Source organism: Sphingomonas zeae (assembly GCF_014197135.1).
GTDB lineage: Bacteria > Pseudomonadota > Alphaproteobacteria > Sphingomonadales > Sphingomonadaceae > Sphingomonas > Sphingomonas zeae.
On record NZ_JACIFA010000008.1, the window covers coordinates 44629 to 68579 of the forward strand.

General features: G+C 66.8%; 26 protein-coding genes and 1 tRNA gene. 15 read left to right on the plus strand and 12 right to left on the minus strand.

All coding sequences use genetic code 11. The features are described 5' to 3' along the window. Positions 1–68 precede the first annotated feature (68 nt). The 6 genes from GGR45_RS12700 (at position 69) to GGR45_RS12725 (ending at position 5814) form a co-directional block, all read left to right on the plus strand. The gene (locus GGR45_RS12700; protein ID WP_175311136.1) at positions 69–293 is read left to right on the plus strand and encodes a DUF6489 family protein; all 225 of its coding nucleotides are present in this window, start codon (positions 69–71) and stop codon (positions 291–293) included. Between the two features lie 8 nt (positions 294–301). Continuing rightward, complete coding sequence (gene mnmE, locus GGR45_RS12705) at positions 302–1588, plus strand: tRNA uridine-5-carboxymethylaminomethyl(34) synthesis GTPase MnmE (RefSeq protein WP_175311137.1); 1287 nt, start codon at positions 302–304, stop codon at positions 1586–1588. A gap of 68 nt (positions 1589–1656) precedes the next feature. Then, entirely contained in the window at positions 1657–3492 is a 1836-nt protein-coding gene (mnmG, locus tag GGR45_RS12710) for a tRNA uridine-5-carboxymethylaminomethyl(34) synthesis enzyme MnmG (protein ID WP_175311138.1), read from the plus strand. Continuing rightward, entirely contained in the window at positions 3489–4103 is a 615-nt protein-coding gene (rsmG, locus tag GGR45_RS12715) for a 16S rRNA (guanine(527)-N(7))-methyltransferase RsmG (RefSeq protein WP_175311139.1), read from the plus strand. The genes mnmG and rsmG overlap by 4 nt, the downstream gene beginning before the upstream one ends. After that, entirely contained in the window at positions 4100–4891 is a 792-nt protein-coding gene (locus tag GGR45_RS12720) for a ParA family protein (RefSeq protein WP_175311140.1), read from the plus strand. The genes rsmG and GGR45_RS12720 overlap by 4 nt, the downstream gene beginning before the upstream one ends. After that, complete coding sequence (locus GGR45_RS12725) at positions 4888–5814, plus strand: ParB/RepB/Spo0J family partition protein (protein WP_175311141.1); 927 nt, start codon at positions 4888–4890, stop codon at positions 5812–5814. Before GGR45_RS12720 ends, GGR45_RS12725 begins: the two co-directional genes overlap by 4 nt. Positions 5815–5994: 180 nt before the next feature. Here the strand turns inward: GGR45_RS12725 and GGR45_RS12730 are convergent, their stop codons facing one another. Continuing rightward, a complete protein-coding gene (locus GGR45_RS12730) occupies positions 5995–6663 on the minus strand; it encodes an HAD family hydrolase (protein WP_175311142.1) in 669 nt (222 codons plus the stop codon). Beyond that, positions 6660–7319, minus strand: a complete 660-nt coding sequence (locus tag GGR45_RS12735) for a YggS family pyridoxal phosphate-dependent enzyme (protein WP_175311143.1) — start codon at positions 7317–7319, stop codon at positions 6660–6662. The genes GGR45_RS12730 and GGR45_RS12735 overlap by 4 nt, the downstream gene beginning before the upstream one ends. Before the next feature lie 22 nt (positions 7320–7341). On the opposite strand from GGR45_RS12735, the gene GGR45_RS12740 reads away from it, so the two are divergent. Both GGR45_RS12740 and GGR45_RS12745 read left to right on the plus strand, forming a co-directional pair. Further along, positions 7342–7845, plus strand: coding sequence for a thiamine phosphate synthase (locus GGR45_RS12740; protein ID WP_246358213.1), 504 nt, complete (start codon positions 7342–7344; stop codon positions 7843–7845). Positions 7846–7876: 31 nt separating this feature from the next. Beyond that, positions 7877–8353 (plus strand): hypothetical protein, encoded by a 477-nt coding sequence (locus GGR45_RS12745; RefSeq protein WP_175311144.1) that lies wholly within the window; start codon positions 7877–7879, stop codon positions 8351–8353. A 45-nt stretch (positions 8354–8398) separates the two neighbouring features. Here the strand turns inward: GGR45_RS12745 and GGR45_RS12750 are convergent, their stop codons facing one another. Next, positions 8399–9109 (minus strand): hypothetical protein, encoded by a 711-nt coding sequence (locus tag GGR45_RS12750; protein WP_175311145.1) that lies wholly within the window; start codon positions 9107–9109, stop codon positions 8399–8401. A gap of 219 nt (positions 9110–9328) precedes the next feature. Between GGR45_RS12750 and GGR45_RS12755 the strand changes: the two genes are divergently transcribed. Genes GGR45_RS12755 through holA form a run of 4 tightly spaced genes read left to right on the plus strand, consistent with a single transcriptional unit; the run spans position 9329 to position 13817 of the window. After that, entirely contained in the window at positions 9329–9763 is a 435-nt protein-coding gene (locus tag GGR45_RS12755; protein ID WP_175311146.1) for a DUF3576 domain-containing protein, read from the plus strand. A 12-nt stretch (positions 9764–9775) separates the two neighbouring features. Then, entirely contained in the window at positions 9776–12277 is a 2502-nt protein-coding gene (gene leuS, locus GGR45_RS12760) for a leucine--tRNA ligase (RefSeq protein WP_175311147.1), read from the plus strand. Beyond that, a complete protein-coding gene (gene lptE / locus GGR45_RS12765; RefSeq protein WP_175311148.1) occupies positions 12274–12801 on the plus strand; it encodes an LPS assembly lipoprotein LptE in 528 nt (175 codons plus the stop codon). The genes leuS and lptE overlap by 4 nt, the downstream gene beginning before the upstream one ends. Beyond that, a complete protein-coding gene (gene holA / locus GGR45_RS12770; RefSeq protein WP_175311149.1) occupies positions 12798–13817 on the plus strand; it encodes a DNA polymerase III subunit delta in 1020 nt (339 codons plus the stop codon). The genes lptE and holA overlap by 4 nt, the downstream gene beginning before the upstream one ends. A gap of 185 nt (positions 13818–14002) precedes the next feature. On the opposite strand, the gene ribA is transcribed toward holA, so the two are convergent. The 7 genes from ribA to GGR45_RS12805 form a co-directional block, all read right to left on the minus strand. Further along, positions 14003–15052 carry a GTP cyclohydrolase II gene (gene ribA / locus GGR45_RS12775; RefSeq protein ID WP_175311150.1) on the minus strand — a complete coding sequence of 350 codons (1050 nt, stop codon included), beginning with the start codon at positions 15050–15052 and terminating at the stop codon, positions 14003–14005. Next, entirely contained in the window at positions 15049–15831 is a 783-nt protein-coding gene (locus GGR45_RS12780) for an exodeoxyribonuclease III (protein ID WP_175311151.1), read from the minus strand. Before GGR45_RS12780 ends, ribA begins: the two co-directional genes overlap by 4 nt. 269 nt (positions 15832–16100) lie before the next feature. Then, entirely contained in the window at positions 16101–16733 is a 633-nt protein-coding gene (locus tag GGR45_RS12785) for a LolA family protein (RefSeq protein ID WP_415640771.1), read from the minus strand. A 67-nt stretch (positions 16734–16800) separates the two neighbouring features. Continuing rightward, positions 16801–18201 carry a carbohydrate porin gene (locus GGR45_RS12790; protein WP_175311152.1) on the minus strand — a complete coding sequence of 467 codons (1401 nt, stop codon included), beginning with the start codon at positions 18199–18201 and terminating at the stop codon, positions 16801–16803. Between the two features lie 205 nt (positions 18202–18406). Then, positions 18407–18880 carry a peptide-methionine (R)-S-oxide reductase MsrB gene (gene msrB / locus GGR45_RS12795; protein ID WP_175311153.1) on the minus strand — a complete coding sequence of 158 codons (474 nt, stop codon included), beginning with the start codon at positions 18878–18880 and terminating at the stop codon, positions 18407–18409. A gap of 21 nt (positions 18881–18901) precedes the next feature. Beyond that, the gene (locus tag GGR45_RS12800) at positions 18902–19558 is read right to left on the minus strand and encodes a DsbA family oxidoreductase (protein WP_175311154.1); all 657 of its coding nucleotides are present in this window, start codon (positions 19556–19558) and stop codon (positions 18902–18904) included. Positions 19559–19637: 79 nt separating this feature from the next. Continuing rightward, positions 19638–19847 (minus strand): hypothetical protein, encoded by a 210-nt coding sequence (locus GGR45_RS12805; RefSeq protein ID WP_175311155.1) that lies wholly within the window; start codon positions 19845–19847, stop codon positions 19638–19640. 196 nt (positions 19848–20043) lie between these two features. Between GGR45_RS12805 and GGR45_RS12810 the strand changes: the two genes are divergently transcribed. Next, positions 20044–20793 (plus strand): SDR family NAD(P)-dependent oxidoreductase, encoded by a 750-nt coding sequence (locus GGR45_RS12810; RefSeq protein ID WP_175311156.1) that lies wholly within the window; start codon positions 20044–20046, stop codon positions 20791–20793. Here the strand turns inward: GGR45_RS12810 and GGR45_RS12815 are convergent, their stop codons facing one another. Continuing rightward, the gene (locus tag GGR45_RS12815; protein WP_175311157.1) at positions 20794–21276 is read right to left on the minus strand and encodes a GNAT family N-acetyltransferase; all 483 of its coding nucleotides are present in this window, start codon (positions 21274–21276) and stop codon (positions 20794–20796) included. A 150-nt stretch (positions 21277–21426) separates the two neighbouring features. Continuing rightward, positions 21427–21501: transfer RNA gene (locus GGR45_RS12820), tRNA-Gly, on the minus strand. A 132-nt stretch (positions 21502–21633) separates the two neighbouring features. Here GGR45_RS12820 and GGR45_RS12825 point away from each other — a divergent pair. Beyond that, positions 21634–22395: an ImuA family protein gene (locus GGR45_RS12825; protein ID WP_175311158.1), complete on the plus strand. Its 762-nt coding sequence runs from the start codon at positions 21634–21636 to the stop codon at positions 22393–22395. Beyond that, positions 22286–23851 (plus strand): Y-family DNA polymerase, encoded by a 1566-nt coding sequence (locus GGR45_RS12830; RefSeq protein ID WP_343051179.1) that lies wholly within the window; start codon positions 22286–22288, stop codon positions 23849–23851. The genes GGR45_RS12825 and GGR45_RS12830 overlap by 110 nt, the downstream gene beginning before the upstream one ends. The last annotated feature ends 100 nt before the right edge of the window (positions 23852–23951 follow it).

Below are 23951 nucleotides of genomic sequence, written 5' to 3' on the forward strand. Positions count from 1 at the left end.
CGGGTCTCCTGTGGTCGTCGCGACGATAACGTCTTATGCCTCAGTTGGTCGCGTGAGGAGAATGGCGCATGAAAGTGAATGTGGAAATCGACTGCACGCCCGAGGAGGCGCGCCGCGCGATGGGATTGCCCGACCTGACGCCGATCCATGAACGCTATGTCCAGATGATGCTCGACACGATGCAGTCGGGAGTGAAGCCTGAAATGATCGAGGCCATGATGCGCAACTGGGCGCCGATGGGCGAGGCGGGCATGACCATGTGGCGGCGGATGTTCGAGGGACAGAAGGGCTGATCCCCACCATGGCCGATACGATCTTCGCCGTTTCCAGCGGACAGCCCCCTGCCGCGATCGCGGTGATCCGGGTCAGCGGTCCGGCCGCCTTCGGCACGGCCGAGCGGCTGGGCGGGCGCTTGCCCGAGCCGCGTCGCGCCAGCCTGCGAACGCTGAAGGACGGAGCGGGGGCCGTGTTGGACTCGGCGTTGATACTGTGCTTCCCCGGTCCGGCAACCGCGACGGGCGAGGATCTGGTTGAGTTGCACTGCCATGGCGGTCGGGCTGTCGTGGCGGCGGTGGAGAATGCCTTGGCCGAGCAGCCGGGCGTCCGCCGTGCCGAGCCGGGCGAGTTTACCCGCCGCGCGCTGCTCAACGGTCGTATCGACCTGGCCGAGGCGGAGGGGCTGGCCGATCTGCTTGAAGCCCAGACCGAGCGCCAGCGCCGTGCCGCGATCCATGCTGTCGAGGGGCGGGTGAGCCAAGCGGTGCGCGGCTGGATGGACCAGCTGGCGGCGCTGTCCGCGATGATCGAGGCAATGCTCGACTTCGCAGAAGAGGATGATGTGCCGCTCGACGGCGCGGCGGTGACGCGGATCAAAAGCGAGATGCACGCACTTGCCATCGCCATGCTGGAGGTGGTGGAGCGGCCGCCGGTCGACCGGCTTCATGACGGCATTCGGGTGGTGCTGGCCGGGCCGCCCAATAGCGGCAAGTCGACCCTGCTCAACCTGCTGGTCGAGCGTGAGGCCGCCATCGTCTCGCCAATCGCGGGCACGACCCGCGACCGGATCGAGGCGAGCGTGTTGCGCGGCGGCGTGGCTTATATTCTGACCGATACTGCCGGGTTGGCGGAGGATACCGCCGACGTGATCGAAGCGATCGGCGTGACCCGCGCGCAGGAGGCGATCCTGCAAGCGGATATCCTGGTGTGGATGGCGGACACGCCCCCGCCGCGCGCCGATGCGATCTGGCTCCATTCGCGCGCCGATCTGCCTGGGCGCGAAGAGTTGCCGGAGGGCCGGCGACTGGCGGTTCGTCGCGACGATGATGCCAGCGTCGCGGGTGTGTGGGGCGTGATTGCGGAGACCGCCGCGGCGCTGCTGCCGCGCGAGGATGCGATCGGGTTCAAGCGGCATCAGCAGGAACAATGCCGCCGCGCCGCCCATGCGCTGCTCGCGGCGCCCGGCGCTGACATCCTGTTGATGGCCGAGGAATTGCGGGTGGCCCGACAGGCGTTGGCGGAAGTGCTGGGCGTCAGCGCGACCGAGACAATGCTCGATGCGCTTTTTGGCCGCTTTTGTCTTGGGAAGTGAGTGTTCCACGTGGAACGTTAACCACAGATCGCTTTGACGCTGCCCTGCCGTTCCGGTAGGGCGGGAACATGTTTGATGTCGTAGTGATCGGTGGTGGTCACGCGGGAACCGAGGCTGCTGCGGCGGCTGCGCGCCGGGGGGCGCGGACGGCCCTTTTGTCCTTCGATCGTCATGGCCTGGGTGCCATGTCCTGCAATCCGGCGATCGGCGGATTGGGGAAGGGCCATATCGTGCGCGAGGTCGATGCCTTTGACGGGCTGATGGGTCGCGCGGCGGATCAGGGCGCGATCCATTACCGGATGCTCAATCGGAGCAAGGGCACGGCGGTCCAAGGACCGCGGGTCCAGGCGGACCGACAGCGCTATGCCGCGGCGATCCAGGCGATGCTGGCAGCGCAACCCAATCTGGCCATCGTCGAAGGCGAGGCCGAGGCGCTAGTCCTCGACGGCGACCATGTGGCGGGCGTCCAACTGGGTGATGGCACGATCCTGCCGACGCGGGCGGTCGTGCTGGCGACCGGCACGTTTCTGGGCGGACGACTGTTCCGGGGTGAGGAACGGCATCTGGGCGGTCGTATCGGTGAGCGCTCGGCCACCCGGATGGCCGAGCAGTTGCGATCGCTGGGCCTGCCGATGGCGCGGATGAAGACCGGCACGCCGCCGCGTCTCAACGGCCGCACCATCGACTGGGCCAAGCTGGATGAGCAGCCTAGCGACACCGATCCCTGGACCATGTCGCCAATGACGGCGGCACGACCCTTGCCGCAGATCGCTTGCGCGATCACCCGAACGACCGAAGAGACCCATGCGATCATCGCGGCGGCCTTTCACCGTTCGCCGCTGTTCACCGGCGCGATCGAGGCGAATGGGCCGCGCTATTGCCCGTCGATCGAGGACAAGATCAAGCGGTTCGCCGACCGCAACAGCCATCAGATTTTCTTGGAACCGGAAGGGCTGGACGATCCGCTGGTCTATCCCAACGGCCTGTCGACCTCGCTGCCGACCGATGTGCAGGAGGCGATGATCGCCTCGATGCCGGGGCTTGAGCGCGCGGTCATCACGCTGCCCGGCTATGCGGTCGAATATGACCATATCGATCCGCGTGCGCTCGATGGGCGATTGGCCTTGGGGGCGCTGACGGGCGTGTTCTGTGCGGGGCAGATCAACGGCACGACCGGCTATGAGGAAGCAGCAGGGCAGGGGCTGATCGCGGGGCTCAATGCAGCGGCCTATGCCTGTGACCTGTCGCCAGTGATCCTCGATCGAGCGTCGAGCTATCTGGGCGTGATGATCGACGATCTGGTGTTGCAGGGTGTGACCGAGCCCTATCGGATGCTGACCGCGCGCGCCGAATACCGCTTGTCCTTGCGTGCGGATAATGCCGAAACGCGGCTGGGCGGGATCGCCGAGGCGGCGGGATGTCTGTCGCCCGAGCGGCTGGCGCATCGGCGGCGGCGACAGGAACAGCAAGCGACGTTACGCGAACGGCTGGGCGTGGTGCGGACCGCGTCCGATCTGGCGCGAGCCGGTGCCACCATCGCGCAGGATGGCGCGCGGCGCACCGCCTATGAATGGTTGCGCTTTGATGGCGTGACGCTGGCGCATGTCGCACCAGACGCGGGCCAGGACTGCGATGCCGCCATGCTGGCCGAGACGTTGGAGGATGCCCGCTACGCCCCTTATGTCGAACGTCAGGCGGAGGAGGTCGCGCGGCTGCGCGCCGATGAACAGATCGTCCTGTCCTCGAAGCTGGATTATGCCGCGATTCCGGGGCTGTCGCAGGAGATGATCGATCGGCTCAGCATGGCACGCCCCGCCACACTGGCGGCGGCCTCGCGCATTCGCGGCATCACGCCCGCTGCCCTGTCGGCGGTACTCCTCTACGCTCGAAAGGTCGCCGCATGAACGAGGATCAGGCACGCGACTGGGCCGTGCAGCGATTTGGCGAGGATGTAGCGGCGCGGATCGACTGGTTTCTCGACCGTGTGGTCGTCGAAAATGACCAGCAGAATCTGATCGCGCCGTCGACCATCGGCACCATCTGGGGCCGCCATGCGGTTGACTCGGCGCAGCTGATTCCATTGGCGGAGCGGACAGATGGGCAGTGGATCGATATCGGCACGGGGGGTGGCTTTCCCGGGATGATCGTGGCGATCGCCTGGCCGGGCCGCGTCGCGCTGGTCGAACCCCGCAAGAGACGGGCGGAGTTCCTGCAGGAATGTGTCGACGGCTTGGGCATGGCCGACCGGGTCACGGTTCATGCGTCCAAGATAGAGGCAGTGCCGCTCAAGGCCGATATTATTTCCGCTCGCGCCGTGGCAACGGTCGAAAATCTTTTGCGCGCGGGCCTTCACTGCGGCAAACAGAATACACGGTGGCTGCTCCCGCGCGGCCGTCTGGACGAGCGCGAAATCAAGACCCTTAAGCGGCAATGGCGCTTCGTGTTTCACGTGGAACATAGCATCACTTCGGCGGAATCGTCGATCGTGATCTTCGACCGAGTAGAGGCCCGATGATCTGCGTTGCTATCGCGAACCAGAAGGGCGGGGTGGGCAAGACCACCAGCGCCATCAATCTTGCGACCGCTTTGGCGGCGACGGGGCTGAACGTCCTGCTGATCGATCTTGATCCGCAGGGTAATGCCTCGACAGGTCTTGGCATTCCCAACAGCCAGCGGTTGTTCTCCAGCTATCATGTGCTGCTGGGCGAGGCGCGGATCGACGATGCGGTGGTTCATAGCCAGGTGCCACGGCTCGACGTCGTACCGGCAACGGTCGACCTGTCTGGGGCGGAGCTGGAGCTGGTCGATTATGAGAATCGCACACACCGGCTCGACCATGCGCTGCGGCGGACCCAAGGCAATTGGGACATCGTGCTGGTCGACTGTCCGCCCTCGCTGGGGCTGCTGACCATCAATGCGATGGTCGCGTCCGATTCGCTGTTTGTGCCGCTGCAATGCGAATTCTTCGCGCTCGAGGGGCTGTCGCAGCTGCTGACCACGGTCGAGCGGATTCGCGCACGGTTCAATCCGGGCCTGGCGATTCTGGGCGTGGCGTTGACGATGTATGACCGGCGCAACCGGCTGACCGACCAGGTGTCGGCCGATGTGCGCGCGGTTTTGGGAGGTGTGGTGTTCGATACGGTGATTCCGCGCAACGTCCGGCTGTCGGAGGCGCCTAGCCATGGCCTGCCGGCGTTGATCTATGACCATCGGTGTGTGGGCAGCCAGGCCTATATCGCGCTCGCCCGCGAACTGATTGCCCGCCTGCCGCTCGGGACCCAGCCGGGGGCGGCCGCGGCATGAGCGGCGAGACGACCGCCAAACGTCCGCGGCCTGGCCTCGGCCGGGGTCTCGGGGCATTGCTCGGTGATATCGCGCGCGAGGCGCCGATCCGGCCAGGCGATCAGCCGACGCCGGGTGGCGTACGGATGCTGCCCGTCGGCTCGCTGCAACCGCACCCCGATCAGCCGCGTCGCCATTTCGAGGAAGCCGCGCTCGATGAACTCGCCGCCTCGATCGCGGCGCGTGGGCTGATCCAGCCGATCGTCGTGCGCCCGCATGGCAAGGACTATCAGATCGTCGCGGGTGAGCGTCGCTGGCGGGCCGCCCAGCGCGCGCGCCTGCACGAAGTACCGGTCGTCGTCCGGGATTTCGACGATGCGCAGACGCTCGAAGTCGCGCTGATCGAGAATATCCAGCGTCAGGACCTGAACGCGATCGAAGAGGCGCAGGCCTATCAGCGCCTCGCAGGCGAGTTCGGCCATACGCAGGAGGCGTTGGCGAAGATCGTCCACAAATCGCGCAGCCATGTCGCCAACTTGCTGCGTTTGCTCGAATTGCCCGACACGGTGCAGGGGCAGGTGGTCAGCGGCGCGCTGTCGATGGGCCATGCCCGTGCGCTGCTAGGCGCCGATGATGTCGAGTCACTGGCCGATCAGGTCATTGCACGGGGCCTGAGCGTTCGCGAGACCGAGAAGCTGACCCGCGAAGCCAAGGGCGGTGGGCGCAAAGGTTCGGACGGGAACGAGAAGGAGGCAGCCAAAGCTTCGACGGGGGCCGAGGCGGTGGATGCCGATATCGCGGCGCTGGAGAGCCAGCTGGCCGACCTGCTCGGCCTGTCGGTACGAATTGCCCATGGCGAGAAGGGCGGAACGCTGACCCTCAGCTACTCGACGCTCGATCAGCTCGACATGGTGTGCCAGCGGCTGACCGGTGAGGGGATTTGAAAGGGATACGTCAGTGTCCTGTTAGGACCGGCGCAATTCTCTTTTGATTTCTGAGGGGGCTTATCCCGCCCCCGCTCAGCCTGAGCGACGTCGAAGGCCATGGGAATCGCTCATGGCTAGCACGGAACGTGCACTTCGACTTCGCTCAGTATGAACGGCGGGGCGGGAAGCGACCGGAAATCAGACGTCCAATTCCCGCCGGACATCGTCATAATCCTGCGCGATCGCAGCGACGCCGATGTCCCGCAGTCTTTGGTCATGACCGATCGCGCAGTGCGTCCCCATGCACATGCCGATAACATGTCCGCCGCTCGCCACCGCGCCGGTCGCGCCGACGGGTGAGTCCTCGAGAATCGCGCAATCCTGGATCCGCACGCCCAGCTGCTCGGCGGCATAGAGGTAAAGGTCCGGGGCGGGCTTGCCGCGCGTGACATGCTCGCGTCCACTATAGACGTGCTCGCCGAACAGCTCGCGCAGCCCGATATGGCGCAGATGCTGGTCGATCCAGGCGGTCGGGCTGGATGAGACGATCGCCTTGGGAAAATCGGCGGGCAGCGACCGGACGAACGCCACCGCGCCGCCGATCGCGGCGACGCCCTCGGCCATGGCGCGAACGTCCTCGGCGCGGCGGGCATGGTAGAAGCTCTCAGGCAGGTTGTGGCCGATCCGCGCTTCGATCGCCGCGACGAAATCCTTGCCCGCCAGTCCCATATAATGGTGCATCGCCTCTTCGGGCGTATGCGGGTGACCATTGGTGGTCAGCCATTCGGCGAGGTGGCGATTGCCCTCATATTCGCTGTCGATCAGGACGCCGTCAAAGTCGAACAGCAGGGCGTCAAAGCGGCTCATGCGCGTGCCCCGAACAGGGCGCTGCCCACACGGACATGGCTGGCACCCAGCATCGCAGCGACTTCGTAGTCCTCGGACATGCCCATGCTGAGCTTGGGCAGCCCCAGCTCGCGCGCCATCTTTGCGAGCAGTGCGAAATAGGGGGCGGCATCCAACCCGTGCGGCGGGATCGCCATCAGGCCGATGATCGGCAATCCGACCTTGCGCGCCTGTTCAAGCATCGCGGCGGCTTCGGCGATGGCGCAGCCGCCCTTCTGATCCTCGTCGCCGATATTGACCTGAAGGAAGCAGTCGGGACGCCGCCCGCTCTTGTTCATCGCCTCGGACAGCGCGGCGATCAGGGAGGGGCGGTCGACGGTGTGGATCACATCGAACAGCGCGACCGCGTCGGCGGCCTTGTTCGACTGAAGCTGGCCGATCAGATGCAGCTCGACGCCGGGATAGGCCTCGCGCAGCGCAGGCCATTTGGCGGCGGCCTCCTGCACGCGGTTCTCGCCGAAGACGCGGTGCCCGGCGTCCAGCAGCGGGCGGATCGTGTCGGCATCATGCGTCTTCGACACCGCGATCAGGGTCGGAGTGGCGTGCTTCCCCAGTTTCGCGGCGTGCTGAAGCTGGGCGGAGACGGTGGCAAGGCGGGAAACGCTGTCGTCGGTCATGCCCCGCGCTATAATGCCCCCGATGGCCGACCGATACCCCGTGACATGGCTGATGACCGATGAGCGGCTGGGGGAGGGGCTTTGGGCCGCGCTCCGGAAATTGCCGCCGGGATCGGGGGTGGTGTTCCGGCATCATGCGACCCCGCCAACCGAGCGCCGGACAATCCATCGCCGGGTGCGGCGGATCGCCAAGGCGCGGGGGCTGGTCCTGCTGATCGCAGGCGGTGTCTTGGCCGGTGACGGCGTGCACAAGCGCGGCCATACACGGGGGCTGCGGAGTTGGCCTGCTCATGACCAAGCCGAGGCGGTTGCGGGATGGAAGGCCGGGGCCGACCTGTTATTCGTATCGCCGCTTTATCCCACCCATTCGCATCCTGGTGCGTCGTCACTGGGGCCGGCGCGCGCGTTGCGGATCGGACGGGGGCTGGGCTTGTCCCGAATCGCGTTGGGCGGCATGAACGTGAAACGCTTTCGCCGCTTGCGGGGGCGATTCGATGGCTGGGCAGCGATCGACGCCTGGCGATAGGTTGGGGCAATCGTTCTGGGAGATCGTCGTCATGCTTTCGGTCACGTTGGCGGCCGCCATTGCCGCGCAAACGCCCCTTCCAGCGGGACTTGCGGCGTTCATCCGCGACGAAAAGCTGATCCGCTATCGCCACGCCCTGGCGGATCTCAACGGCGACGGCCGCCCGGAGGCCTTGGTCTATGCGATGGCGTCGCACGAGGGGAACGGCCGGGGGGATCTTTGCGGCTCGGGCGGATGCGATCTTTATGTCCTGTCGCTGACGCCCACGGGGTACCACCTCGTGTCTCATATCAGCATCACCCGACCGCCGATCCGCGTCCTGCCCAGCGTTTCGCATGGCTGGCATGACCTGGCCGTCCTGGTTTCAGGGGGCGGTATCACGAACCGCTATCAAGCCCGATTGCGCTTCGACGGAAAAGGCTATCCCACAAATCCCACGGTGTCGCCTGCCCTCCCGGCGAAGGGCGCGGCACGGGGTAGGATCGTCATCGCGGCCCCACCGCGATAAGGCGTTGAGGCCCATTCGACACCGCTCTTGGCGAACGGTTCGACGTCAGAAGCGGAACGCCGTCCCCAGATAGACCGCCTGGCTGTTGCGGCGATCATCGTCGATCCGGGCCAGCCGCTCGCGATCGGAGCGATAGCGGACGCCCGCCGTCACATCGAGATTGCGGGTCAGCGCATAGGACCCGCCCATATCCAACGAATAGCTGGACGGCATGTCGATCATCTTGGGCGCGCCGTCGATCGGGCGATCGGCCGATGCCTTCACCCGGCCGGTAAAGCGATTCGCGGTATAGCTGACCGCGACATCGGTGCTTTCGCGGCTGCCCGGCATACCGGCCAGGTCGACGCGGGCGATATCACCCGACAGGGCGACCCGCTTCCAGCCGACCGAAACGCCCAGATTATAGGAAATCGGGGCCAGCCCGACGGTCGGGGCGGTGTTGGCGGCGACCCGTTCTTCATTGGTCCGGCTGCTGCGCGCGCGCAACGCAACCGTGACGGCACGATTGGCGCCGCGCTGGCTTTCCGCAGGGGTGAAGCGCAGGTCGCCCGCATCGAGTCCCGCCTTGGCGAAAATCGCCGCCAGACGGGGATCGGCGGCGGACGGCGTGAAGCCACCACGGCCGAGCAGGCTGAGGCCGCTTTGCTTGACGGGACGCTTGCCATGTTCGACCGCGCCGATAGCGGGCGCGACCAACGCCGTCGTGGCGGCAAGCGCCCCGATTGCGATTCCGATCACGACACGCCCGAACGACACGGTCCACCCCTTTTTATGAGATCCCTTTGCAAGTTTGCTCCTAACATGGAATCGGGCATGAGCGATCCCATTGTTACGGGGGCAATGGCGAATCTTGTCGGAGTGTTGCGCAACTTCCACAGAATCGGTTGCATCGCCCATGATGTCCGGGCGCTTGCCGGGGTGGCGGGGCGCCTGTAGAGGCATAGGCAACCCTTATTCCCAGTCAGGATAATGCCGATGCTTCGCCGTTCCGCCACCGCGTTCGCGGTTATCGCCGCCCTGTCGCTCGGGGCCTGTGCCGGCAAGAAGGAACGCCCGCAAGGCGACCTTGCCGCGTCGAAGATCACCACGATCGGCGTCAATTCCTATCTGTGGCGCGCCAGCCTCGATACGCTCAGCTTCATGCCGCTGGCCGAAACCGACTCCAATGGCGGCGTGATCGTCACCGACTGGTACGTCAATCCGCAGGTCCCGACCGAGCGGATGAAAGTCACCGTCACCATTCTTGACCAGGATCTGCGCGCCGATGCCCTACGCGTGACGGCGCTTCGCGAAGTCAATCGCGGCGGCCAGTGGGTGGAGGCGCCGGTGCAGGCCGCAACCACCCAGAAGCTGGAAGACATCATCCTCACCAAGGCGCGCGACCTGCGCCGCGCCTCGATCACGAAGTAAAAGACGAGAAGAATGGCCTCGCGTTTCAACGCCCTGAAATCGGATTCGACCTGGCAGCGGATCTGGGAGGAGCGGCGCACCTTTGCCGCCGACGATCACAGCTCCAAGCCGCGTAGCTACGTGCTTGAGATGTTCCCCTATCCCTCGGGGCGCATCCATATGGGGCATGTCCGCAACTATACGATGGGCGACGTGCTGGCGCGTTATCGGCGGATGATCGGCTATGAGGTGCTCCACCCGATGGGTTGGGACGCGTTCGGCATGCCCGCCGAGAATGCCGCGATGGAAAAGGGCGTCCATCCCGGCGGGTGGACCCGCGACAATATCGCGACGATGAAGGCGCAGCTGAAGCGGCTGGGCTTCGCGCTCGACTGGACGCGCGAGATCGCGACCTGCGAGCCTGATTATTACGGGCATGAACAGGCGCTGTTCCTCGACCTGTACGCAGGCGGCCTGGTCTATCGCAAGGAGTCGGCGGTCAACTGGGACCCGGTCGACATGACCGTGCTGGCCAATGAGCAGGTGATCGACGGGCGCGGCTGGCGCTCGGGCGCGCTGGTCGAGAAGCGCAAGCTGAACCAGTGGTTCCTGAAGATCACCGACTTCGCCGATGAGCTGCTGGAGGGGCTGACCAGCCTCGAGCATTGGCCCGACAAGGTGAAGCTGATGCAGGAGAACTGGATCGGTCGCAGCAAGGGCCTCCAGTTCCGCTTTGCGCCGGTCGCCCCCTTCGCGACGCCGATCGAGGTCTATTCGACCCGCCCCGATACGATCTTCGGGGCGAGCTTCGTCGCGATCGCGGCGGATCACCCGATCGCGCGCGAACTGGCCGAGACCAACGCCGACGCGGCGGCCTTTATCGAGCGGTGCAAGGCGGGCGGCACGACCGCGGCCGAGCTGGAAACCCAGGAAAAGCTGGGCTTCGACACCGGCTATCGGGTGCAGCATCCGATGGACGCGGCCATCACCCTGCCGGTCTATATCGCGAACTTCGTGCTGATGGATTACGGCACGGGCGCCGTCATGGGCGTGCCCGCCCATGACCAGCGCGATCTGGATTTCGCGCGCAAATATGGTCTGAGCGTCACCCGCGTCGTCGCGGACGGCGATGTCACCGCGCCGGTGTTCGAGGGCGACACCGCCTATACCGGCACCGGCCGTCTGGTGAACTCCGGCCCGCTCGACGGCATGGATGTGGAGGCCGCCAAGGCCGCCGTCATCGCACGGGCCGAGGGCGAAGGCTGGGGACAGGGCCAGACCGTGTACCGGCTGCGCGACTGGGGCGTCAGCCGCCAGCGTTACTGGGGTACGCCGATCCCGATCATCCATTGCGAGGATTGCGGCGCGGTGCCGGTGCCCAAGGACCAGTTGCCGGTCACCTTGCCCGAGGACGTTACCTTCGACGTCCCCGGCAACCCGCTCGACCGCCATGCGACGTGGAAGCATGTCGATTGCCCGACCTGTGGCAAGCCCGCCCGGCGCGAGACCGACACGCTCGATACCTTTGTCGATTCGTCCTGGTATTTCATCCGCTTCGCCAGCCAGCCCAAGGATCGCCCGTTCGATCCCGAGGTCGTGAAGAAATGGCTGCCCGTCGGCCAATATATCGGCGGCGTCGAGCATGCGATCCTGCACCTGCTCTATGCGCGCTTCTGGACGCGCGCGTTGAAGCATATCGGCCTGATCGACGTGGCGGAGCCCTTTGCGGGCCTGTTCACGCAGGGCATGGTGACGCACGAGAGCTACAAGTCGTCGGACGGCCGCTGGCTCGCGCCGGGTGAAATCCGCGACGGCATCGAGATCGCGACCGGTCAGCCGATCACGGTCGGCCGCGTCGAGAAGATGTCCAAGTCCAAGAAGAACACCGTCGATCCCGAACCCATCGTGGACCAGTATGGTGCGGATGCGGTCCGCTGGTTCATGCTGTCCGACAGCCCGCCCGAGCGCGACCTGCCTTGGTCGGAGTCGGGCATCGAGGGCTCGTGGCGCTTCGTCCAGCGTCTATGGCGTCTGTTCGACGGTACGGAAGCCGCAGAGGGCGAGGACAAGGCGCTTTCGCGGAAACTGCACCAGACGATCGCGGGCGTCGCGGCGGACATTGAGGCACTCGCCTTCAACAAGGCGGTGGCCAAACTGTACGAGCTGGTCAACGCCATCGAAAAGGCCAAGCCTTCCGCCGCCCGGAACGAGGCGATCCGCACCACCATGTTGCTGGTCGCGCCGATGGTCCCGCACATGGCCGAGGAAGCCTGGGCCGGGATGGGGCAAGAGGGCCTGATCGCCGACGCCGCCTGGCCGGTGGTCGACGAAAGCCTGCTGGTCGAGGATGAAGTCACCGTCGCGGTGCAGGTCAACGGCAAGCTGCGCGACACGCTGACCGTCGCCAAGGGCCTGCCCAAGGACCAGTTGGAGGCGACCGCGCTGGCGTCGGAGAAGATCCTCCGCGCGCTCGACGGTGCCAGCCCGAAGAAGGTGATCGTGGTGCCCGACCGTCTGGTGAATATCGTCGCATGACCCGCAAGTTTTCCCTGATCGCTGCCGGTCTGGCGTTGACGCTGGGGCTCACGGGCTGCGGGCTGCATCCGCTCTATGCGGGGGGCAGTTCCGGCCCGGTCGCCAATGCGCTGACGCAGATCGAGGTCGCGCCGATCCAGGGGAAGGCGGGCTGGCTGATGGCCAATGCGCTGAACGACCGGCTGGGCGGCAAGACGGGCAATGCGCGCTATCGTCTGGACGTGAAGCTGGATGACCAGATTCGCGGGCTTGGCGTCCGGCGCGACGACTCGGTGGTGCGCGAACGGCGTATCCTGCGCGCGCGCTATCAGCTGGTCGACCAGACGAGCAACGCGGTGCTGGTCGACGCCACCGCCGGGTCGGATGCCGGGATCGACGTGGTGCGTTCGGAATATGCCACCATCGCGGCAGAAAACACCGCGCTGGAGCGACTGTCGGTGATCGTCGCGGACGAGATCGTCGCGCGTCTTGCCACCTATGCGCGGTCGCGCCCTGGCGAAACGATGGTGCCCGCGCGCCCGTGAAGGCGAACGCCAACCAGATTCGCCAGGCGCTGGGGCGCCCCTCCGCCGACATCCGCCTCTATCTGCTCCACGGTCCCGACGAAGCGGGGGCGAGCGAGCTGGCGCGAATCCTGGCGAACGCGATGGGGCAGGATGCCGAGCGGATCGACCTCGATTCGGCGACGCTGAAGAGTGATCCCGCCCGGCTGACCGACGAAGCCGCATCCATGTCGCTGTTCGGCGGCCCGCGCCATATCCGCATCGCCAGCGTCGGCGAAGAGGGACTGGCGGCGTTCACCGCGCTGCTGGAGGCCGAGTCGGCAGGCAATCCGGTCGTCGCCATCGCACCGACGGTCAAGACGACCGCCAAGATCGTGAAGCTGGCGCTCGACTCGCCGCGGGCGATGGCGTTCGGTTGCTACGCGCCGACGGCGGCGGATGCCGAGCGGCTGGCCACGACGATCGGTGGCGAGATGGGTTTGCGGCTGGCGGCCGGCGTGCCCGCGCGGCTGGTCGAGGCGGCGGCGGCCGATCGTTCGGTGATGATGCGCGAGCTGGAAAAGCTGGCGCTCTATCTCGATGCCGCCCCCGACCGCCCGCGCGAGGTGGATCACGCCGCGATGGATGCGATCGGCGCCGATCTGGGCGAAGCCGAGATGGGTGATGCGGTCGAGGCCGTGGTCGAGGGCCGGGTCGGCGATCTGGGCGGCGAACTGGCCTTGCTGGATGAAGGCGGAGCGTCGCCGATTCCCTGGCTGCGCGCACTGGCCCGGCGGCTGGTTGCGCTGGCCGAGATGCGCGCCGATGTCGACGCGGGCGAGCCGGTCGAGGCGGTGATGAAGCGCCACCGCGTCTTCTTTCGCGACGAGGCCAAGACGGCACGCACGCTGCGCCGCTGGACCCCCGCCATGCTGGCCCGCGCGCTGGCCCGCATCCGCGCGGCCGAGCGCGCGGTGATGGCACCAAGCAATGCCGGGGCGGTGCTGGCCGAGTCGGAGGCGACGATCATCGCCCAGGGAATCGCGCGGCGCGGGTAAAGTTCAGAAGGCGAAGATGATGTTCGCGCGGAGGCGCGGAGAACGCGGAGGTGTCCGGCTTGCCGCGATAGCGGCCCTCTTATCGCAACCGGGGTAAAAGCGTCCCAACTTACCCCCAGGCGATTCCTCTCCGCGTCTTCGCGTCTCCGCGCGAACCATTTCTCTGGGAGAAGGCGAAACGCCGTTTAAAGCTGATGCCCGGTCCGGTCGCGCTTGGTCGCCAGATAGCGTTCGTTATGCGGATTGGGCGGCAGGCTGTGCGCGACCCGTTCGACCACCTTTACCCCCGCCGCGTTCAGCCCCGCCACTTTGGCCGGGTTGTTGGTCAGCAGACGCACCTTGTCCTGTTTCATCAGGGTCAGCATCCGTGCCGCCACGCCGAAGTCGCGCGCATCGATCGCGAAACCCAGCCGCGTATTGGCGTCGACCGTGTCGAACCCTTGATCCTGAAGCTGATAGGCGCGCAGCTTGTTGACCAGCCCGATGCCGCGCCCTTCCTGCCGCAGATAGAGCAATATGCCCCAGCCCGCCTCGGCGATGGCATGGATCGCGGCGTGAAGCTGCGGCCCGCAATCGCATTTCAGGCTGCCGAGCACATCCCCGGTCAGGCACTCGCTGTGCAGCCGCACCAGCGGCGGCTGGCCATTGGGCTGGCCGATCAGCAGCGCGACATGCTCGCCCGCCGCATGGGGCGAGCGAAAGGCGACGATCTCGGCATCCTCCGCGCCCGCCACGGGCAGGCGCGCGCGGGTGGCGATGGCCAGCGCCTCGGCATTTTCATGCGCGGCGATGTCGGCGAGCGAAATTGCCGCCTCGACGCCGGTGCCGCCCAGAAAGAAGGCGGGCAGCATCCCGGCGATCCGCGCGAACCGGATCGCCGCCGCCGCGACCGCCGGATCGGGCAGGGGGAGGGCACGGAACGGTCCTTTGAGCGGGGTGGCGAGATCGAATTGCGGATCGGCGAGCGCGGTCGCGGCGGCGAAGTCGATCCAGGGCGCACGCTCGACCAGCACGGCAGCGTCGGGATCGGCGGCCTCGACCTGATTGGTCAGCTTCAGCGTCGCGGCACGCCCGGCCGAGATCAGCACCGGCGCGCGGGCCTCAGGATCGAAGGCGGCCAGACGCAGCGGATCGGCCGTCTCGACCGCGAGCAAAGGCTGGCCCGCGATCGCGATCGGCCAGCCCCGGCGCAGCGCATCGATCGCCCGCGCGGCTGCCTTCGGATCGGCGTTCAAAAATCGAATTCCGTCATGATCGGGATATGGTCGGAGGGTTTCAGCCAGCTGCGGCATCCCTCGAACACCTGATGCGACACCGCCTTTTCGGCCACGTCGCGGGTGGCCCACATATGGTCGAGCCGCCGCCCGCGATCCGACGCCGCCCAGTCCTTTGCGCGGTAACTCCACCAAGTATAGAGACGCTCCGGCGCGGGGATGAAGTGGCGGCCCAGGTCGACCCAGTCGTTCGACGCCTGGAGCTTGCCCAGCGTCTCCACCTCGATGGGGGTATGGCTGACCACGTCGAGCAACTGCTTGTGGCTCCACACGTCCGATTCGAGCGGCGCGATGTTGAAGTCGCCGGTCAGGATGGTGGGGCAGTCGAGCTTTCCCGACCATTCGATCATGCGGCCGAGGAAATCGAGCTTCTGGCCGAATTTCGGGTTCACCTCGCGGTCGGGCACGTCGCCGCCCGCCGGGATATAGACATTCTCCAGCCGCACGCCGCCCGGCAGTCGGATGCCGACATGCCGCGCCTCGGCATTGGCCTGCCAGTCGAGGCGGTCGTCCTCGGTGATCGGCACCTTCGACACGATCGCGACGCCGTGGTGCATCCGCTGGCCATGGATGATGATGTGGTCGTAACCCAGCGAGCGGAACAGGTCGAAGGGGAAGTCGTCGTCGACCACCTTCGTCTCCTGAAGACACAGTATGTCGGGCGCCGCTTCCTTCAGGAATTGCTCGACGATCGCGGCGCGGAAACGCACCGAATTGATGTTCCAGGAGGCGATTTTCACGGCAAGCGATGTAGCGGGGGCGGGGGGATGAGACAAGATTACCCCGTGCCCCACAATTCCTCCCCTTGCAGGAGAGGAATAAGCGACCTCAAAACGGAAAGGCCCCCGCTCCGGGGGCATGGAGCGAGGGCCGACCTAGCGTTCGTCACGCAGGCGGGATGAGGATGCTCGTCCGAGCAACAGGGGGGAATCTCGAAGGCCCCTCAACCGCAACGCCTTGATAGGGCAGCGAACCTGTCGCCCGGATGAATGAAACGGCCCGCCCGCGTTCAGTTACGCGCGGCACTTCTCCGCGGGTCGTTGAATCGGAACGCCTTGTCGTCCACCGGCACGCCGAAACGCTGGTTGGACAGGCGAATCGTCGTCCGGTTGTTCTGACTGTCGAGCGCGACCCAGCCCTGCATCATCAACCCGCCGGGCGCGGCGGCATCGCGCGCGAAGACCAGGGTGATCTTGCCATATTCGGGATGCTTGGGATCGTTGGCCTCGACCGAGAGCAGGCGCGGGTCGGCGCTCGGCACCACCTTGGCATAACGACCGATATCGCGGCTGGGGTCGAGCAGCACGCCCAGCGGCGAATTCTTGATCGGCCAGCGCTGAACCTGCTTGACCGAATAATCGATGAAGGTCAGCGCGCCGCCGTCCGCCACGATCAGCAGGGGCACGCCCTTTTCATACTGAAACCGGATTTTGCCGGGCTTTTTCATGGTCAGCGTGCCGGTCAGAACCTTGCCCGCCCGGTCGGTCTGGGTGAAATCGGCGGTCATCGTCTGCACCGACTGCAGGTGACGCTGCACCGCCGCCAGGTCGCCACTGGCTTGCGCAAAGGCAGGCACGGGCGCGGCGACCATCGCCATGGCGGTCGGCGCCAGCAGGGCGGACGCCATCATCGAACGGATCATCAAAACACTCCTTTGGGCACGCCTGTCCTTGCGCGCCGCCTATTGAATGGGCCGTGAATTTCCAGCGTTACAGGGTAAAGGCGGCCTTCAGCCCCAAGATCGTCACGTCATCGGCCTGCGAATAGCCGCCGGGATGGTGGACGAATTGGACGTTGGGCCGCATCTCCAACCATTCGGCGGGGTGGATGCTGTAATAGACTTCCGCCGCATATTCCGACCCCTGCACGGCGGGTCGGGTCGGGTCGAGCCGCTGGCCGTCCGCGACGCGGTTGTTCACATGAGTCCGCGCCACGCCGAAGCCCAGCACGTCGCCGGGCACGGCGGGGACCAGCCCCTTGTAGAACAGGCCCGCCGCGACCTGATTGTCGGTGACGCTGGTCGCGCGATCGGCCTGGGTTGCGTTCAGGAAGACGCTGAGGCCGTTCTCCGCCTTGCCGTCCTTCGTCTCGCCGGTCAGCTGTTGCTGGATGTTGATATAGACGCCGTAGCGGCTGCTGCGTTCGAGCGGCGCGAGGCCTGTGATGGCGATGGGGCGGCGGTTCACGTCGAGGAACACGTCGGGGGCGTCCGCCGTCGCGATCCATCCGCCCAGCTTGTACGACCCGATCCGTCCGGCGGTAGGGTTGTTGATCCAGCCCACTTCGGCCGGAACCAGCACGCCGGTCGCGCCCTTGAAATGGCCGATGAAGAAATCATTGTCGAGGTTGCGCGGGTTGATCTCATAGACCGCGCCCTGAACATACAGGTCATCGCGCGGTTCGTAGCGCAGCCGGGCGCCCCACTGGCTGATCGGCCAGTTCTGCCAATAGTCGCCGACCAGATTGCCCGGCTGCGCACCGCAGAAGCTGAGGTTCATGAAGTGGCAGGAGAAGATCGCGAAATCCTCGCCCGGATTGGTGCGCCCTAGTTTCAGCTCGAAGCGATCGCCGATCCGCTGTTCGTACCAGAACTGGGTCAGGCGCAGCGTCTGGCCCCGGCCATAGACCTCCTGCACCTGTTGCAGCGTGCCCAAATTCGCATCGTCGCTGAGGTTGCGGCCGCGGCGATAGGTAAGGGTGGCCTGGAACGCGCCGCCCTTCAGCCCCATCACCTTTTCCAGATCGAACAGCGCGCCCGCGTCGAACTGCCCCGTCTCGCGGAACAGCGTCTTGCGCCCGCCGGTGACGTTCGCGGCGCTTTCCGAGGCGTAGCGCGCAGTGACGGTGATGCCGCGCTCGTTCAGGCGGGTGCGGATATCGTGCCAGTCGCCGATGATCCCCGGCGGCGGCGCGCGGCGCGTATCGGCGGTAATCGCCGACGGCGCGCTGTCGGAAGGGCGAACCGGGCGGCGGCGGGCAGGGGGACGCTGCGTATCACCGGCGGCGGCATCGGGGGTGACGCGGGCGGCGGTCGGTACGGGATCGGTCGTCTGCTGGGGGGCCAGCGGAGCCGCCATCAACAGCGGCGTCCAGATCATCGTCGTCAGCATTGCCCCGTTTCCCTGAACCTTATCGTTGCGCGAGCCAAACGATCGGGCGGAAAAAAGGTGCCGTAAACGTCAATCTTCCCCGGCACGGGGAGGGGGACCATGCGCAGCATGGTGGAGGGGGCGTGCCGCAAGGACTGTCCTATGGAGCAGCCCCCCTTCCGTCAGGCCTCCGGCCTGCCACCTCCCCGTGCCGGGGGGGATCAGGTCAGCCCTGTTCCGCCGCGCGGACCTGATCCACATAATCCCCGTAACCCTGCGCCTCCATCTCGCCCAGCGGCACGAAGCGCAGCGAGGCCGAGTTGATGCAGTAGCGCAGGCCCCCGCGATCGCGCGGGCCGTCGGGGAAGACATGGCCGAGATGGCTGTCGCCATGCGCCGAGCGCACTTCGGTGCGCACCATGCCGTGGGTGGTATCGCGCAGTTCGTTGACATGCGCGGGCTCGATCGGCCGGGTGAAGCTGGGCCAGCCGCAATGCGAATCGAACTTGTCGGCGGATGCGAAGAGCGGCTCGCCCGAGACGATATCGACATACAGGCCCGGCTCACGGGTATGAAGATATTCGCCGGTGCCGGGGCGCTCGGTGCCGCTTTCCTGCGTCACATAATATTGCTCGGGCGTCAGCTTGGCGAGCGCTTCCTCGGTCTTGGCATAACGGGTGTCGGGGCGGGCGTCGGCCATGGGAATGTCCTTTCCGTGGATTCAGGCAGCAGCAGGTTCGGCGGCGATCTGGCGCAGCGCCTGCTCGAAGGATTCGGGCGGCTGTCCGCCCGAGATGAGATAGCGGTTGTCGATCACGATGGCGGGCACCGACTGGATGCCGCGCCCCTGCCACAGCCGCTCCGCCTCGCGAACTTCGGCGGCATAGCGGTCGGACGACAGGATCGCGGCGGCTTCCGCGGCATCCAGTCCGGCGCGGGTGACGGCAGCGATCAGCACGTCATGGTTCGAGATGGCCTGCCCATGCGTGAAGTAGCTGTCGAACAGCGCGTGTTTCAGCGCCGCCTGCCGTCCTTCGAGCTCCGCCCATTGGAGCAGCCGGTGCGCGTCGAAGCTGTTATAGATGCGCGCATCGTCGGCCATCGCCATGGTGAAGCCGACCGACGCCGCCCGCTCGCGGATATTGGCGCGGTTGGCGGCGGATTGTTCGGGCGTCGCGCCATATTTGCGGCCGATATGCTCGACGATATTCTCACCCTCGGGCGCCATGGCGGGGTTCAGCTCGAAGGGCTGGAAATGGATATCCGCCTCGACCGTATCGCCCAATCGCTCCAGCGCGATCTCCAGCCCGCGCAACCCGATGATGCACCAGGGGCAGGAAATGTCGGAGACGAAGTCGATGCGGAGGCGGCGGGGCATGGGTGATCCTGGGTGGCGCGACTCCCAATTGGTCGCCCCGCCTATGTGGGAGGGGGATGGTGCCCCCGCAACCGCGGCTTTACCAGCGCACCCGGACCCAGCCTTCCATCCCATCTTCGCGGGGGGCGGGCGGGGGATAGACCGCGCGGATGATTGCCGGATTGTCCGCATCGGCCGGTGCCGTGGTCAGTGCCGGACGGAAATCGCAATGCCCGCCCTGCGCGCGCGGAAAGCGACCGCACAAGTGGCTGACGGCGATTCGTCGCGGCTGACCCGGCCGTTGATCCATCCGTTCCTCTCCTGACGCCGATCATGCCGCCGTCCGCCGATCCTGTCCATCCGGGAAAAGCCCGCTATTTCGTACGCTTGGATGGCTGGCGGGAACAGGGGCAAGTCGTTCGTACTTCTACATGGGCGCGCACTTTGCCAGATCCGGCCCCGCCGGATACCAGCATCGCGAACCGTGGTGATGAGGAGATGGACGGATGACGAAGACAGTTCTGGTGACGGGTGCGACCGCCGGAATCGGCGCGGGCACCGCGCGGGCCTTTGTCGCGGCCGGATGGCGGGTGATCGGCACGGGGCGTCGCGCCGACCGGCTCCAGGCGCTGGCCGACGAACTGGGAGGGGCCTTCCACCCGCTGGCGTTCGACATCACCGACGAGGATGCGCTCGACGCCGCGCTGAATAGCCTGCCGCCGGAATTCGCCGAGATCGACCTGCTCATCAACAATGCGGGCCTCGCGCTCGGCACCAAGCCCGCGCAGGACAGCGATCTGGCTCAGTGGCGCACGATGATTGCGACCAATATCGACGGGCTCATCACCATCACCCACCGGCTGCTGCCCGGCCTGATCGCGCGGCGTGGAGGGATCATCAACCTGTCCTCGGTGGCGGCGAACTATCCTTATACCGGCGGCAACGTCTATGGCGGGACCAAGGCGTTCGTGAAGCAATTCTCGCTGAACCTGCGTGCCGACCTGCACGGCAAGGGGGTGCGCGTGACCTCGATCGAGCCGGGCATGGTCGAAACCGAGTTCACCACCATCCGCACCGGCGGCGACCAGGCGGCGTCGGACGCGCTCTATGCGGGTTCCGACCCGATGACCGCCAAGGATATCGCCGCGACGCTGCTCTGGGTCGCCGAATTGCCGCCGCACCTGAACATCAACCGGCTGGAGCTGATGCCGGTCAGCCAGTCCTTTGCGGGCTTCCAGGTCGCACGGGCCGGATAATCATAGGGGGCGGTGCATCACCAACGCATCGACCGACCCCAGGCGCGGGTGCCGGAACGCCCCCGGCACCCGTCCGACCGTGGCGAAGCCCAACGATGTCCACAGATGCACGGCGCCGGTGTTGCTGGCGACCACGAAGTTGAACTGCATCGCGGTGAAGCCACGTGCGCGGGCTTCGTCGAAGGCGTGCAGTGCCATCGCCCGCGCAATGCCTTTGCCGCGCGCGGCAGGGCTGGTCATATACCCGGCATTGGCGACATGATCCCCGCCGCCCGCCTGATTGGCGCGCAGATAATAGGTGCCGAGGATGACGCCGTTCTCATCGAAAACGAACGGTACCTTGTCCGCCGCGAACCAGTAAGCGAGCGCCGCGTCCTGCGTCATCGCCGGGTCGAGCGCATAGGTCTCGCCTGCGCGAATCACCGGCATGAGGATTGCGGCTATGGCCGCAGCGTCTTGGGAAAGGGCGGGGCGGACGGACATGAGACCAGCATAGACCGACGGCCAAGGGTCCCGCGACGAATTATAAGTGGCAAGGCCTTCGCCAAGGCGTTCCTGCGAGGAAGCGGATCCGATGGAACTATCAGATAAGGCGTCGCTCGGCGACGAAGGCGATTCCATCTGAGGAATCGCTGGAGCGGGCGAAGGGATTCGAACCCTCGACCCCAACCTTGGCAAGGTTGTGCTCTACCCCTGAGCTACGCCCGCTCTGGCGCTTCCGAACCGGCGGACCGGCTGGGGTGAGGCGGGCTATTAGATGCGGGTTTTGAAACCGGCAAGCCTTTTTTTCAAAATTTTTCCGGCTGGCGACTCCGCCAATAGAACATTACAAGAACATATATGGAGGAACCCTTCGCCCTGATCGACCGTCTGCGCCGCGCGACTGCGCTGGTGGAGCAGGTGCCTATGGGGGATGCGATAGGCGAACGGGGTGGGTTGCCCCGGCTGACGCGGGCGCAACTGCACGAGATTCATGCGCCGGCCCCGGAAGCGGCGGCCAGCGGCGCAGGTTTTGCGATCGGTTGCGCGCTGACGGCGGAGGCCCGGCCGATCCTGTGGCTGCGCACCGAGGCGGCCGAGCGGCAGGGGGGCCGACTCCATGGGCCGGGCCTGATCGCGATGGGGCTCGACCCGCAAGATCTGGTCGTAGTGGTGGTGGCCGATGATTCGGCGTTGCTGCGCGCGGCCGCCGATGGTGCGCGCTGTCCGGGGTTAGGCACGGTGATCGCGGAAGGTTGGGGAGCGATGCGCGCGCTCGACCTGACCGCCTCGCGGCGATTGATGCTGGCCGCCGAAGCTTCGGGCGTGCTGATGATTTTGCTGCGTATCGGCGGGCAGACGGTGCCGAGTGCGGCGGCGACCCGCTGGGCGGTGGCACCTGCGCCGTCGCGCGCGCTGGCTGCGGAAGCGCCCGGCGCGCCCGCCTTCGATCTGGAATTGCTGCGCCGAAGGGGAGGGCCTGCGGGCGCCCGGTGGCGCGTGGAGTGGAACCGTGACACGCAAAGCTTCGACCCCGCGCCGCTATCTGGCGCTCGTCTTCCCCTGGTTGCCGATCGAGCGGTTGCGGGCGCGCCGCCCGCACCTGTTCGTGGCGCGGGATGAGGCGCCAATCGCCTTTGCCGAATCGGTGGCTGGCGCGATCCGCCTGGCCGCGCTCAATGGGGAGGCCGCGGCGGCGGGGCTGTCGGTCGGGCTGACGCTGGCGGATGCACGCGTGCGGGTGCCCGAGGTCGAGATATTCCCCCACGATCCCGCCGCCGATGCCGACTGGCTGGAACGGCTGGCCGAGGGGGCACGGCGCTATAGCCCGGCGGTGGCGCTCGATCCGCCCCAGGGACTGATCCTTGATTCGGCGGGGGTGGATCATCTGTTCGGCGGCGAGCGCGGGCTGGCCGAGGATATCGAGACGCGCATGGCGCGGCGGGGAATCACCGTGCGGCTGGCCTATGGCGACACCCCCGAGGCGGCGCGGGCGCTGGCGCGACATGCCGGAGCCCCGGCACCTGACGAGATGGGGGCGATCCGCCGCCTGCCCATCGCCGCGCTGGAATTGGATGAGGATGCGGGTGCGGCGTTGATCGCGGCGGGGCTGAAGTCGGTGGGCGACGTGCTGGCGCGGCCGATGGCGACGATCGCGGCGCGGTTCGGGCGCGAGGCGGCGACGGCGCTGCGGCGGCTGACCGGGGAGGAGGACAGCCCCCTGACCCCGCGCGCCGTCGCCGCGCCGATCGGGGTGGAGCGCCGCTTCGCCGAGCCGGTGGCGAAGACCGAGCATATGCTGGGCGTGCTGGAGGACCTGGCGGGGGAGGCGGCTCGCGCGCTGGAGGCGCGGCACGAGGGCGGGCGGCGCTGGGGCGCGCGGCTGTTCCGTTCCGATGGCGAGGTGCAGGCCCTGCGCGTCGAGACGGGGCAGCCGACCCGCGACCCCGCCGTCCTGATGCGGCTGTTTCGCGAACGGATCGAGGCGCTGGCCGATCCGCTGGATCCCGGATTCGGATACGACCTGATCCGGCTGGATGTCGGTCTGGCCGAAAAGCTGGATGCGGTGCAGCTTCGGCTGGAGGGGGGCGAGGGTCGCGCGCAGCAGGGGGCGGAGGCAGTCGCCGCGCTGATCGACCGGCTGGGCACAAGGCTGGGACGAGAGCGGGTGCGGCGAATCCATCCGCGCGACAGCCATATGCCCGAGCAGGCCGAATTGCTGCTGCCCGCCACCGATCCCGCGCCCAAGGCCGAATGGACCCGGCCCGAGCCGGGCGAGCCGCCGCTGCGTCCGATCCATCTGTTCGACCCGCCCCAGCCGATCGAGTCGCTCGCCGCCGAGACGCCCGATGGTCCCCCGGCGCGGTTTCGCTGGCGGCGGAAAATGCATGACGTGGCGCGGGCGGAAGGGCCGGAGCGGATCGCGGGCGAATGGTGGCGACGTGCCGACATGGCCCCGCCGACCCGCGATTATTACCGGGTCGAGGATGTGCGTGGGCGACGCTTCTGGATCTTCCGACATGGCCTGTACAGCGAGACCGAACGGCCGCGCTGGTATGTGCACGGGCTGTTCGCGTGAGCGGAGATTGCCAAGATCCTCCCCGGTACGGGGAGGGGGACCATGCGCAGCATGGTGGAGGGGGCATGCGGCTAGGGACGTCCTGTGCCGAAGCCCCCCT

Excerpts from the sequence above, each read along its gene's own strand:
- GGR45_RS12700 (WP_175311136.1), top strand. The coding sequence starts at position 69 with ATGAAAGTGAATGTGGAAATCGACTGCACGCCCGAGGAGGCGCGCCGC.
- mnmE (WP_175311137.1), top strand. The coding sequence starts at position 302 with ATGGCCGATACGATCTTCGCCGTTTCCAGCGGACAGCCCCCTGCCGCG.
- mnmG (WP_175311138.1), top strand. The coding sequence starts at position 1,657 with ATGTTTGATGTCGTAGTGATCGGTGGTGGTCACGCGGGAACCGAGGCT.
- rsmG (WP_175311139.1), top strand. The coding sequence starts at position 3,489 with ATGAACGAGGATCAGGCACGCGACTGGGCCGTGCAGCGATTTGGCGAG.
- GGR45_RS12720 (WP_175311140.1), top strand. The coding sequence starts at position 4,100 with ATGATCTGCGTTGCTATCGCGAACCAGAAGGGCGGGGTGGGCAAGACC.
- GGR45_RS12725 (WP_175311141.1), top strand. The coding sequence starts at position 4,888 with ATGAGCGGCGAGACGACCGCCAAACGTCCGCGGCCTGGCCTCGGCCGG.
- GGR45_RS12730 (WP_175311142.1), bottom strand. The coding sequence starts at position 6,663 with ATGAGCCGCTTTGACGCCCTGCTGTTCGACTTTGACGGCGTCCTGATC.
- GGR45_RS12735 (WP_175311143.1), bottom strand. The coding sequence starts at position 7,319 with ATGACCGACGACAGCGTTTCCCGCCTTGCCACCGTCTCCGCCCAGCTT.
- GGR45_RS12740 (WP_246358213.1), top strand. The coding sequence starts at position 7,342 with ATGGCCGACCGATACCCCGTGACATGGCTGATGACCGATGAGCGGCTG.
- GGR45_RS12745 (WP_175311144.1), top strand. The coding sequence starts at position 7,877 with ATGCTTTCGGTCACGTTGGCGGCCGCCATTGCCGCGCAAACGCCCCTT.
- GGR45_RS12755 (WP_175311146.1), top strand. The coding sequence starts at position 9,329 with ATGCTTCGCCGTTCCGCCACCGCGTTCGCGGTTATCGCCGCCCTGTCG.
- leuS (WP_175311147.1), top strand. The coding sequence starts at position 9,776 with ATGGCCTCGCGTTTCAACGCCCTGAAATCGGATTCGACCTGGCAGCGG.
- lptE (WP_175311148.1), top strand. The coding sequence starts at position 12,274 with ATGACCCGCAAGTTTTCCCTGATCGCTGCCGGTCTGGCGTTGACGCTG.
- GGR45_RS12785 (WP_415640771.1), bottom strand. The coding sequence starts at position 16,733 with ATGATCCGTTCGATGATGGCGTCCGCCCTGCTGGCGCCGACCGCCATG.
- GGR45_RS12790 (WP_175311152.1), bottom strand. The coding sequence starts at position 18,201 with ATGCTGACGACGATGATCTGGACGCCGCTGTTGATGGCGGCTCCGCTG.
- msrB (WP_175311153.1), bottom strand. The coding sequence starts at position 18,880 with ATGGCCGACGCCCGCCCCGACACCCGTTATGCCAAGACCGAGGAAGCG.
- GGR45_RS12800 (WP_175311154.1), bottom strand. The coding sequence starts at position 19,558 with ATGCCCCGCCGCCTCCGCATCGACTTCGTCTCCGACATTTCCTGCCCC.
- GGR45_RS12805 (WP_175311155.1), bottom strand. The coding sequence starts at position 19,847 with ATGGATCAACGGCCGGGTCAGCCGCGACGAATCGCCGTCAGCCACTTG.
- GGR45_RS12810 (WP_175311156.1), top strand. The coding sequence starts at position 20,044 with ATGACGAAGACAGTTCTGGTGACGGGTGCGACCGCCGGAATCGGCGCG.
- GGR45_RS12815 (WP_175311157.1), bottom strand. The coding sequence starts at position 21,276 with ATGTCCGTCCGCCCCGCCCTTTCCCAAGACGCTGCGGCCATAGCCGCA.
- GGR45_RS12825 (WP_175311158.1), top strand. The coding sequence starts at position 21,634 with ATGGAGGAACCCTTCGCCCTGATCGACCGTCTGCGCCGCGCGACTGCG.